The sequence below is a fragment of the Leisingera sp. McT4-56 genome (assembly GCF_020514995.1).
In the GTDB taxonomy this organism is placed as follows: Bacteria; Pseudomonadota; Alphaproteobacteria; order Rhodobacterales; family Rhodobacteraceae; genus Leisingera; species Leisingera aquaemixtae_A.
In genome coordinates this window covers 23,776-34,733 of sequence record NZ_JAJALF010000018.1, presented here as the reverse complement: position 1 = coordinate 34,733, position 10,958 = coordinate 23,776, and the positions used below count along the sequence as shown (strand labels likewise).

Sequence of the window (10,958 nt, the reverse complement as noted above, 5' to 3'; positions counted from 1 at the left end):
AGTGCCTGCGGGAGCGGGAGAGCACCTGTCCGGGGGCTCAGAACAGTTTGGGCGGCTGGTCCTTGGGCTGGCGCATGGCCACGATGCCGGTGCGGAAGCCCTCGCCGATGCGGTCGGCCAGGGCGCCCCATTGCAGCGCGGTGCGCTCCGGCAGCTCGGCGCGCAGCACCTGGTGGAACAGGCCCAGCCACAGCGGGAAATGCTCTGCCTTCACATCGGAGCGCGAGACATGCACCCGCATCGGATTGCCGCTGTAGCTGCGCTCGCGCAGGATCGCATTGCGCCAGAAGCCTGCGATCTTCTCCTCATGCTCCGGCCAGTCAGAGACATGGGCGGCAAAGACCGGTCCCAGCACATCGTCCGCACGCACCTGCATATAGAACAAGGCAACCACGCGGGATATTTCCTCTGCGGTGATGTCGAACCGCGCCAGCGGGTTCTGCGTTTCGGTCTCAATCATAATCTGCTCCGGCCTGCTTTCGCCTGTAGATAAGTCGAAGCCACAGCCAGCGGAAGAGGGAAGGCGCATCTGCTGCAGTGCCGGACCGCGGCAGCGCTGGCGCCTGACGCCGCTGCCGCTATGGTGAGCGGGAGATTTGTCAAAAAGGCATTCATTGATGGCGGAGAACACAAGGCGGGTGCTGGTTCTGGGCGCCTACGGGTTTATCGGGGCTGAGGTGGTGCGCGCCCTTCGGACCGCCGGATACGAGGCAGCGGGGCTGGGCCGCAGTGCGGCGCAGGCGGCGCGGGTGCTGCCGGGCGTGCCGTTTGTGCAGGGCGACCTGCTGCAGCTGCTGCGGCCTGAGGACTGGACGCCGCTGCTGCAGGGTGCGGACGCCGTGGTGAACTGCGCGGGGGTTCTGCAGGATATGGCGCCAGGGGAGCTGGAGGCGGTGCACCACACAGCCATTGCAGTCTTGGGGGCGGCCTGTGCAGAGCGGGGCATCGCGGTTGTGCAGATTTCAGCTGCCGGGGCAGGACCAGACGCCGGGACGGAGTTCATGCGCAGCAAGGGACGGGGCGACGCGGCCTTGCGGGCCTCTGGCGCTGCGGCCTGGATCCTGAAGCCGGGGCTGGTGATCGGGCAGGGCGCCTATGGCGGCACCCGGCTCTTGCGGATGCTGGCGGCGGTGCCGCTGGTGCAGCCTGTGGCGCTGGCAGATGCGCCGGTGCAGTGCATCGGCATGGCAGATCTGGCAGAGGCGGTTGCTGCCGCGCTGCAGGGCGGCCTGCCACAGGGGACCTATGATCTGGTCGAAGAGCAAGTGCACACGCTGGAAGAAGTTCTGGCGGAGACACGTAAATGGCTGGGGTTTGCACCGCCCCGCATAGTTCTGCGGTTCCCGGGCTGGCTGCCGCCGCCGCTGGCGGCCTGCGCCGATGCGCTGGGGCGGCTGGGCTGGCGCTCGCCGCTGCGCTCGACGGCGATTGCCGAAATCCAGAGCGGCGTGTGCGGCGATCCCGCCCCGTACCGGGCAGCCACGGGGCGGGAGGTGGCGCCCCTGAACACTGTCTATCAATCGCTGCCTTCAGGGCGTGCGCAGCGGCTGGACGCCCGGATGGCGCTGCTGATGCCGGTTGCGGTCGCCGTGCTGAGCTTGTTCTGGCTGGCTTCGGGACTGATCGGCCTGTGGCAGATGGATGCGGCGGCGAAGGTGCTGACGGATGAGGGGTGGAGCGGCCTGCTTGCACAAGCCAGCGTTGGGTTCTGGTCATTTGCCGATATCGCCCTGGGGCTGGCAATCCTGTGGCGGCCCTGGGCGGTGCGCGCCTGTCTGGGGATGGCGGCGGTCTCGCTGATTTACCTGGCCGCGGCCACTGCGGTTACGCCGCAGATGTGGGCTGATCCGCTCGGGCCGCTGGTCAAGGTGCTGCCGGGTCTGCTGCTGGCGCTGATCACTCATCAACTGCTGCAGGAGCGCTGAGATGGAGGTGGACCTGATCCTGCGCTGGCTGCATGTGATCGGCGCCTGCGTGCTTTTGGGCACCGGAGCGGGCATCGCCTTTTTCATGCTGATGGCGCACCGGACGCGGGATGCGGCGCTGATTGCCCACACCGCCAATATCGTGGTGCTGGCGGACCTGCTGTTTACTGCCACAGCCGTGATTGCCCAGCCGGTCACCGGCGGGTTGCTGGCCTGGCGGCTGGGCTGGCCGCTGAACGCAGGCTGGCTGGCGCTGTCGCTGGGGCTATATGTGCTGACCGGACTGTTCTGGCTGCCAGTGGTCTGGATCCAGCTGCGGCTGCGCGACTTGGCGCGGGCAGCGGCGGAGGCGGGGCAGGCGCTGCCTGCGCGCTATCACCGCCTGTTTGCCATCTGGTTTGCCTGCGGCGTCCCCGCCTTTGCTGCGGTGCTGATGATCATCTGGCTGATGCTGGCGCGGCCGGATCTGGGTATCTGGCTGGTGCGCTGACAGAGAATAATTGGTCGGCGGCACCGCCGGGCAGCGCCCGACCCTCCCCACGGGAGGGCGCTTTGCGCCCGCCCGGGGCCGGTCTCTGCCCTTCGCGTGATGCGCACATCTGCCGCTTTACCCTGCCGCACGCCCGCCCTATAAGGCCTTTCATGTCCCTATTCGCGGCCATCATTATTCGAATTATATCCCCGGCGCTCTGAAACCATTGAGCCGCCGGGCAAAGGCGCTTGAGCCATCGCGCCGAACCGAATATCCCAATTTCCGACCTTGATCATCCAAAGGACGCCCCCGATGTGCGCCGACACGCCTCAGACGCCTGACTATAAAGACACCCTGAATCTGCCGAAAACCGATTTCCCGATGCGCGCGGGCCTGCCCAAGCGCGAGCCCGCCTGGCTGGAGCGCTGGGCCCAGATCGGCGTCTACGACCGCTTGCGCGACAAGGCCGCCGCGGCCAAGGGCACGGGTGCGGAGCGCAAGCCCTTCACCCTGCATGACGGCCCTCCTTATGCAAACGGTCACCTGCACATCGGCCACGCGCTGAACAAGACCATCAAGGACATGATCGTGCGCTCGCACCAGATGATGGGCTTTGACGCGCGCTATGTGCCGGGCTGGGACTGCCACGGCCTGCCGATCGAATGGAAAATCGAGGAGCAGTACCGCAAGAAGGGCAAGAACAAGGATGCGGTGCCGGTTGTCGAATTCCGCCAGGAATGCCGCGCCTTTGCCGACAGCTGGGTCGACATCCAGCGCGAGGAGTTCAAGCGCCTGGGCATCACCGGCAACTGGGATGACCCGTATCTGACCATGAACTACCACGCCGAGGCGGTCATTGCAGACGAGTTCATGACCTTCCTGATGAACGGCACCCTCTACCAGGGCTCCAAGCCGGTGATGTGGTCGCCGGTCGAGAAGACCGCGCTGGCCGAGGCCGAGGTCGAATACCACGACAAGGAAAGCTTCACCATCTGGGTAAAGTTCAAAGTGGCTGAGGCCGGCGGGTTCGTGGCTGCAGACGGCGAGGATGCGGATTTCGCTGGCGCTGACTCTGCGATCGTGGCGCAGGATCTGGAAGGCGCCCATGTGGTGATCTGGACCACCACACCCTGGACCATCCCGTCGAACAAGGCGGTGGTTTACGGCGCGGACATTGCCTATGGCCTCTATGAGGTGACCGGCACCCCGGACGAATGCTGGGCCAATACCGGCGACCGCTTCCTGCTGGCCGACAACCTGGCGGCAGAGGTGTTCAAGCGCGCCCGTCTGGCTGAGGACCAGTACAAGCGCCTGCGCGGCGTATCGGTTGACGAACTGTCCAGCCTGTCGCTGCACCACCCGCTGCACGGCGCTGAAGGCTCGAACGGCGAATGGGACGGTATCCGCGACTTCCGCGCTGCCCCCTTTGTCACCGACACCGAAGGCACCGGCTTCGTCCACTGCGCGCCGAGCCACGGTATGGAGGAGTTCGAGCTCTACCGCGATCTGAACATGCTGGAGCAGATGATCACTTATAACGTGATGGACGACGGCGGCTTCCGCGCCGATCTGCCCTTTTTCGGCGGCACCTATATCCTCAACCGCAAGGGTGGCGAGGGCGATGCCAACAAGAAGATCATCGACAAGCTGGTGGAAGTCGGCGGTCTGCTGGCGCGCGGCAAGATCAAGCACAGCTATCCGCATTCCTGGCGCTCCAAGGCGCCGATCATCTACCGCAACACGCCGCAGTGGTTTGCCTCCGTCGACCGCAAGCTGGACGACGGCATGGGCGAAATGGGCAACAGCATCCGCGAACGGGCGCTGCGCTCGATCGACGAGCTGGTGAAATGGTGGCCGCAGACCGGCCGCAACCGCCTGCATTCGATGATCGAAAGCCGCCCAGACTGGGTGCTGTCGCGCCAGCGCGCCTGGGGCGTGCCGCTGACCTGCTTCACCAAGAAGGGCGCGTTGCCGACCGATGCGGACTTCCTGCTGCGCAATGAAGAGGTCAACAAGCGCATTGTCGCCGAGTTCGAGGCGCATGGCGCCGATGTCTGGTACGAAGACGGCTTCAAGGCCAAGGTGCTGGACGGCATCGTCGACGCGGATGCCTATGACCAGGTGTTCGACGTGCTGGACGTGTGGTTCGACTCCGGCTCGACCCATGCCTTTGTGCTGCGCGACCGCGAAGACGGGACCGAGGACGGCATCGCCGACGTCTACATGGAAGGCACCGACCAGCACCGCGGCTGGTTCCACTCCTCGCTCTTGCAGGCCTGCGGCACCAAGGGCCGCGCGCCCTACCGCAATGTTGTGACCCACGGCTTCACGCTGGACGAGAAGGGCATGAAGATGTCCAAGTCGCTCGGCAATACCATCGTGCCGGAGGAGGTCGTCAAGCAGTACGGCGCTGACATCCTGCGCCTGTGGGTGGCGCAGACCGATTACACCGCCGACCAACGGATCGGTCCGGAGATCCTGAAAGGCACCGCCGACAGCTACCGCCGTCTGCGCAACACCATGCGGTTCATGCTGGGGTCCCTGGGCGACTTCAGCGAGGATCAGCGGGTTGACCCGGCGGATATGCCGGAGCTGGAACGGTGGGTACTGCACCGCCTGGCCGAACTCGACCAGAAGGTGCGCAGTGGCTACCAGTCTTTTGACTTCCAGGGCGTGTTCTCGGCGGTGTTCAACTTTGCCACCGTGGACCTGTCGGCCTTCTACTTCGACATTCGCAAGGATGCGCTTTATTGCGACGGCGACACCTTGAACGCCCGCGCCGCGCGCACCGTGTTGGACATCCTGTTCCACCGCCTGACCACCTGGCTGGCGCCGATCCTGGTCTTCACCATGGAAGAGGTCTGGCTGGAGAAATACCCGGGCGAGGGAAGCTCCGTGCACCTGCAGGATATCCCGAACACGCCTGCAGACTGGCTGAACGAGCCGCTGGCCGCCAAGTGGTCCAAGATCCGCCAGGCCCGCCGGGTGGTGACCGCAGCGCTGGAGGTGCAGCGCACCGACAAGGTGATTGGCGCCTCGCTGGAGGCAGCACCTGTGGTGCATGTGCGCGACAGAGATGCGCTGGCGGCGCTGAAGTCGGTGAATTTCGCCGATATCTGCATCACCTCGGACATCCTGCTGACCAACGACCCGGCCCCCGCCGAAGCCTTCCGCATGCCGGAAGTCGATGGCGTGTCGGTGGTGTTTGAAAAGGCCGACGGCGGCAAGTGCCAGCGCTGCTGGAAGATCCTGCCGGATGTCGGCAGCCACAGCCACGAGGGCGTCTGCGGCCGTTGCGACAGCGCGCTGGGCTAAGCCAGACCTCACCTCTGAATTGTGCGCAGCGCCCGGTCTTAAGGCCGGGCGTTGTCATTTTTACGCTGCTATTGCGGCATTTTCCACACTTTTTCCGGGAAATGCATTGTGTGCCGTCTGATTGGATTCCCCCAAATGTTGACCGGTTTCCCTCAATTGGTTAAGAAAACGTTAATTCCATGTAGATTTTAAACCGTCATTTCAAAATATGGCATGGGGCAGGGGGGCAGTATTCTGTGCTGAAGTTGAAAACGGACGTGCAACCGGCGGGTGCGCCGGGCAGGGCGCGCAGCGCGCAAATCCGGATTGACGGGGTGTCAGCCCCGAAGAACATGAAGATCGACCTGGTGGCGGGCGGCCCCGCAACCAGCCGGAGGCAGCCGGAAACTGCTGCCGGAACGGCTGGCAAGCCTGCCAAAACCGCAGTGCCCTCCATGGTCGAACGGCCGCAAGCCCAAAGCGAACAATCTCCGGAGCCGCAGCCCTTTGCACCGGTTCAAGCGGACAAAGGCGGTGCCCTGGCCAAGCTGGGGCTGGCGGCTGCCGGTCTGGCTGTGGCCTCAGCCATGCTGCTCTATTTCCAGTTCGGCGGCAGCGTGACTGCTGAGGATGCGCAAACGGCAGCGCTTCTGCCGGACTCCTTCGCCGCAGAGGTGCCGGCCGGGGCTGCAGCAGCAGCAGGTTTGGAAGGCTCGCCTGCCAGCGGTGAAGAGGCCCTGGTCGCACGCATTACCGAAGGCACGCTGGCAGCGCTGCGCAGCAAACAGGCTGCCGGGTCTGCCGCGCCTGCCACTGTTGATGGGTCCGCGCTCTACAAGATGGTGCGCAGCGCCGCTGCGCAGGGCCAGTCCGAGGCCTATATCGATCAGCTGGTGAACAGCGCTTACGAGCGCGGTGAAATCACCGTGCCTGCGGGCCTGATCGGCGCTGGCGGGCGGGTTGATACGGCAACGCTTCTGGCGCTGTTCACCGGCAACTGACAACCGGGCTGCGCGCGCATGTGCAGCACCGATTTCCGGAACTGGTCTGTGCCGCCGATGGAGCAGGGCTGGAACAATTGCAAAAACAATAATGTGAAAAGGCACCGGCGGCCGGCTCCGGCTCCGGTGCCAGCCATTTCCCGGGGGGACCATGAAAAACTATATCGCTGCTGCTGCCATGGGGCTGTTTGCCTTGGCGGCCACTTCCGCTGCTGCCGAAACCTGCGGTGGCATCTATACCGTGCAGTCCGGCGACAGCCTGTCGGTGATTGCTGACAAGCTATACAAGGACGCGGGCAAGTGGAGCGCCATCCACAACCGCAACATTGACCAGATCGGCCCCAAGCCGGGGGCGATCCGGGTCGGCATGAAACTCTCGCTGGCCTGCCTCGAAGGGCTGCCGCTGGGCCTGCCGGGCGGCAAGGAAATCAGAGCTGCCGCCCCCGCCGCCGCGGTGCCCGTCAAGGTGGCGCCGGGCAACGCGGCGGTGCGCAAGAAGATCAACCTGCTGACCGGCGACGATTACGCGCCATTCACCTCCAAGGCGTCGCACAACGGCGGTCTGATCACCGAGGTGGTGAATGCAGCAATGACCCAGGCCGCCCCGGCCGAAGGCTATGCCATCCACTGGGTGAACGACTGGTCGTCGCATTTCGACCCACTGCTGTCGAACGCGCTGCTGGATCTGGGCTTTCCCTGGTACAAGCCTGACTGCGAGACGATGCCGGGCAGTTACCGCTGCCAGAACTTCCACTTCTCCGAGCCGATGTTCGAGACCCTGATGCTGTTGTTTGCGCATAAGGACCGGCCGTTTGCGTTCACCAGCGACAGCGACATAGAAGGAAAGACCCTGTGCCGCCCTTCCGGTTACCTGACTTTTGACCTGGACGAGCGCGGCCGCAACTGGATCGCGGAAAAGAAGATTACCCTGAAGCAGCCGCACAAGGTGAAGGACTGTTTTGACATGGTGGCCGCGGGCGAGGCGGATGCGGTGGCAATCAACGAATTCACCGGCCGCAGCGTGATGAAGGAAGCCGGCATCGCCGACCAGTTCACAGTGCTGCCGCAGCCCCTGTCGGTGCTGGGCATCTATGTGGTGGTGCACAAGACCCACCCGCGCGCCGATGAAATGCTGGCGATGATCAACAAGGGCCTGCGATCGATCCAGGAAGACGGCAGCTACCAGGCCATCGTCGAGGACCACATGGCCCGGATCTGGGCCGGGTTCTGAGGGAGGAGGCAGCATGAAACGGCTTTTCTCGCGCCTCTTCCAGCTGGCGGCTCTGTTCACCATGGCGCCGGCCGCGGCCTGGGCGATCTGCGATGTGGACTATGTGGCCCAGCCGGGAGACACGCTGTTCTCCATCGCGGAAACCCACTACGGCGACCGCAACCGCTGGACCATGGTCTATTACCGCAACCAGAAACTGCTGGCGGGCGCCACCGTATTGCCGGGCCGCAAGCTGTTCATCCCTTGCATCACCGGCGCCACTGCACCGGATGCCACCCCACTGCGCCAGGAGAAGGCGGAGCTGACATTGCTCACCGGCAGCGGCTATGCGCCGTTTACCGACCGCACCCTGCCGGGGCAGGGCATGGTGACGGAGCTGATCAACGCCGCGCTTGAGCTTGCGCCGGCGCCGGTCAGCTATTCTGTCAGTTGGGAGGATGACTGGTCCAAGCACCTGTTCCCGATGCTGGACAAAAAGGAATTCGACATGGGGTTCCCCTGGCTCAAGCCCGACTGCGCGGCCGAGCCGGGTAACGAGCGCTGCGCCAATTTCCACTTCTCCGAGCCGGTGATGACCATGCCCATCATGCTGTTCGTGCGGGCAGGCGGCGGCTTTGACTACAGCTCCGACGCCGACATCGAGGGCAAGACCCTGTGCCGCCCGGCGGGCTATTTCACCCACGATCTGAACCGCGCGGACCGGCGCTGGCTGGACGATGGCAAGATCACCCTGGTGCAGCCCGCCACCCCGGCGGACTGTTTCCGCATGGTGGCAGAGGGGCAGGTGGACGCGGCGGCAGTGAACCTGTTCCTGGGCGCCAACACCATCGTGGCAGGAAACCTGCGCGACACCGTGGTGCCGCTGGAAAAACCGCTGTCGGAAGAAGGCCTGCATGTGGTGATCTCCAAGCGCCATTGGCGGGGCACCACGCATCTGTACCGGATCAACGCGGGGCTGCAGAAGCTGCGGGACAGCGGCCGGTTCGAGGAGATCATGTCGCGCCATTTGGAATTGTTCTGGGCGCAGCTGCAGTAAGGGATAGGGCGGCGGTTCAGGCTGACAGGGTTCTGGCCGCCTCGTACCCGTGAAAGGCTGTTCCTGCCGCCAGCACCGCGCCGGTGTTGCGCTGGCAGGCGCATTGCAGCAGCAGGTGCTGCGCCAGCACTGCATTTTCGTTCAGCAGTTCGCCGTCATCTGCGGCAGCGGCGGTGTCCGAAGCATGCGAGAGGGAGCCGGCACCGGGCAGCTGGTGGCCGTCCCGCGGGTTTCCGTCCCGCTCACGCGGCGTGTTATCGGCGGATTCGCTCTGGTCCGGGTCATCTGAGCGGATAACAGGCCGCGCGGTCAGATGACCGCGGTTCGGCTTGATAGGATCTACACGTCCTGCAACTGGTATAAACATAACAGAGGGTCCTTCGCGGTGGCATTGAACCGTTCTTAAGGGAGGATTAACACAACAGGCTTAACAGGTGGTTAACATGCCGCGCGGCCGAGCGAAGTGCCTTTTCCCTGCTGCGCTCAGCCAAGGATGCCGCGGGCCTTGGCATAGTTCGCTTCTGCGGCCAGAACGCTGACCGGCTTGGGCCCTGCCTGGCAGCCGTTCATCAGATCCTGGTAGAAGGCAGTCATGTCGACGCGCTTGACCGGGCGGGTGTCCAGCGCCTCGGCACGGGCGGCGGCGCGGGCGGGGCCGACATACTGGGCGTTCGCGGCCAGGGTTTGATTTGCGGGCAGCGTCTCGCCGCGTGCTGGGCCATGCGGGATACCCTGGCTGGCGCCATGGATCAGAAGTGCGCCGTCCGGCTGGGTGCCGAGGGCCGGGTCCTGCCGGTTTGCGGCCCGCAGGTGCATCTGGCTGCGGTAAAGGCTGGCGGTGCTGGAAACAGAACTGATCATTTTGCTGGCCCTTTAAAACACTGTTGAGACTCCTTTTAATACAATTTGACCCAATCCGGCGGTGAAACCTTAACGGTGGTTAACAGAGTGTTAACAGCAGCCTGCCAAGGCGCGCGCCCGGAGAAACCGCAGCTTGCCATTTGGCGGCATCAGTCCGAGGATGCTGCCGGCAGCAAGCCGGGGAGAGATGATGATTTCAGCAAGTCTTGAAACCCCTGTCGGACCGCTCAGCGTGGCTGAGCGCGACGGGGCCATCGTGCGCCTGGGCTGGACGTCTGAGGGCGGCGGCAACTCGGCGCTGCTCGCGCGGGCGCTGGACCAGCTGCGCGCCTATTTCGCGGGGGAGCTGACTGAGTTCGACCTGCCGCTGCAGGTGGAGGGGTCGGATTTCCAGCGGGCGGTTTGCGACGCGATGCTGGCAATCCCCTTTGGCGAAACCCGCACCTACGGCAGCTTCGCCAAGGAACTGGGTGCACCGCCGCAGCCGGTGGGCAACGCCTGCGGTGCCAATCCGATCCCGGTGATTATCCCCTGCCACCGGGTGCTGGGCGCCACCGGCCTGGGTGGCTTTTCGGGGCAGGGCGGGGTGGAGACCAAGGTGGCGCTGCTGAAACACGAAGGCGCCGCCAGCCTGCTGATCTGATCAGCCTGGCCGCGGGCGCCATCCGGTGCCAGCGGGGGCAGCACTCAGGCGAACAGCGCCTTCACCTGGTCGTACAGCGGCGTGGTGTCCGCGCCGGAGGTTTCGGAGAAATCGCTGATCATCGCCAGGATCACCGATTCCATGTCGGCTTCCGAAGGGGCTTCCGGCGGCACCGGTGCACCTGCTGTCTCCTCGACGGCTTCCGGGCTGACTGCCGCATCTGTCGCGCCGGCTTGCGAGACGGTGTCAGTTGCATCTGCCGGCGGTTGGGCTGCCGCCGCGGCCTCGGCTTGTTTGGCGCGCCAGCCCCAGGCCTTGGCATGGTCGGGCGGCCCGGGCTGCTTGTTGCCGGTCACGGCGTTCAGGGCATTGGTCAGCCCGCCAGAAGCGGCGCCGGGGGTGGAAACGGAATGCATGGCTTTCTCCTGTATTCAACTGCCGCTAGGGCAAATCCAGGGCCAGTGTTGCTCCGCGGGCTGTTAAAACCGGCTTTCC

At 64.7% G+C, this 10,958-nt stretch carries 11 protein-coding genes; 7 read left to right on the top strand and 4 right to left on the bottom strand.

Features of this window, described 5'->3' with window-relative positions:
• Window positions 1–37: 37 nt before the first annotated feature.
• The gene (locus LHL23_RS17360) at window positions 38–460 is read right to left on the bottom strand and encodes a group III truncated hemoglobin (protein WP_226430865.1); all 423 of its coding nucleotides are present in this window, start codon (window positions 458–460) and stop codon (window positions 38–40) included.
• A gap of 157 nt (window positions 461–617) precedes the next feature.
• Here LHL23_RS17360 and LHL23_RS17355 point away from each other — a divergent pair, with 157 nt between their 5' ends.
• The 6 genes from LHL23_RS17355 (at window position 618) to LHL23_RS17330 (ending at window position 8,959) form a co-directional block, all read left to right on the top strand.
• The gene (locus LHL23_RS17355; protein WP_226430864.1) at window positions 618–1,925 is read left to right on the top strand and encodes an SDR family oxidoreductase; all 1,308 of its coding nucleotides are present in this window, start codon (window positions 618–620) and stop codon (window positions 1,923–1,925) included.
• 1 nt (window position 1,926) lies between these two features.
• Window positions 1,927–2,415: a DUF2269 family protein gene (locus LHL23_RS17350; protein WP_226430863.1), complete on the top strand. Its 489-nt coding sequence runs from the start codon at window positions 1,927–1,929 to the stop codon at window positions 2,413–2,415.
• A 294-nt stretch (window positions 2,416–2,709) separates the two neighbouring features.
• The gene (gene ileS, locus LHL23_RS17345; RefSeq protein ID WP_226430862.1) at window positions 2,710–5,712 is read left to right on the top strand and encodes an isoleucine--tRNA ligase; all 3,003 of its coding nucleotides are present in this window, start codon (window positions 2,710–2,712) and stop codon (window positions 5,710–5,712) included.
• A 236-nt stretch (window positions 5,713–5,948) separates the two neighbouring features.
• Window positions 5,949–6,692 (top strand): hypothetical protein, encoded by a 744-nt coding sequence (locus LHL23_RS17340; RefSeq protein WP_226430861.1) that lies wholly within the window; start codon window positions 5,949–5,951, stop codon window positions 6,690–6,692.
• A gap of 151 nt (window positions 6,693–6,843) precedes the next feature.
• On the top strand, window positions 6,844–7,923 hold the full coding sequence (locus tag LHL23_RS17335) for a transporter substrate-binding domain-containing protein (RefSeq protein ID WP_222482273.1): 1,080 nt from the start codon (window positions 6,844–6,846) through the stop codon (window positions 7,921–7,923).
• A gap of 13 nt (window positions 7,924–7,936) precedes the next feature.
• Window positions 7,937–8,959, top strand: a complete 1,023-nt coding sequence (locus tag LHL23_RS17330) for a transporter substrate-binding domain-containing protein (RefSeq protein WP_226430860.1) — start codon at window positions 7,937–7,939, stop codon at window positions 8,957–8,959.
• Window positions 8,960–8,975: 16 nt separating this feature from the next.
• Here LHL23_RS17330 and LHL23_RS17325 read toward each other — a convergent pair whose 3' ends face one another.
• Together LHL23_RS17325 and LHL23_RS17320 are read right to left on the bottom strand one after the other, a co-directional pair.
• A complete protein-coding gene (locus tag LHL23_RS17325) occupies window positions 8,976–9,326 on the bottom strand; it encodes a hypothetical protein (RefSeq protein ID WP_226430859.1) in 351 nt (116 codons plus the stop codon).
• Between the two features lie 116 nt (window positions 9,327–9,442).
• Window positions 9,443–9,820 (bottom strand): hypothetical protein, encoded by a 378-nt coding sequence (locus tag LHL23_RS17320; protein WP_226430858.1) that lies wholly within the window; start codon window positions 9,818–9,820, stop codon window positions 9,443–9,445.
• A 190-nt stretch (window positions 9,821–10,010) separates the two neighbouring features.
• Between LHL23_RS17320 and LHL23_RS17315 the strand changes: the two genes are divergently transcribed.
• A complete protein-coding gene (locus LHL23_RS17315) occupies window positions 10,011–10,463 on the top strand; it encodes a methylated-DNA--[protein]-cysteine S-methyltransferase (protein ID WP_319005218.1) in 453 nt (150 codons plus the stop codon).
• A 44-nt stretch (window positions 10,464–10,507) separates the two neighbouring features.
• Here LHL23_RS17315 and LHL23_RS17310 read toward each other — a convergent pair whose 3' ends face one another.
• Window positions 10,508–10,879, bottom strand: a complete 372-nt coding sequence (locus LHL23_RS17310) for a hypothetical protein (RefSeq protein ID WP_226430856.1) — start codon at window positions 10,877–10,879, stop codon at window positions 10,508–10,510.
• Between the last annotated feature and the right edge of the window lie 79 nt (window positions 10,880–10,958).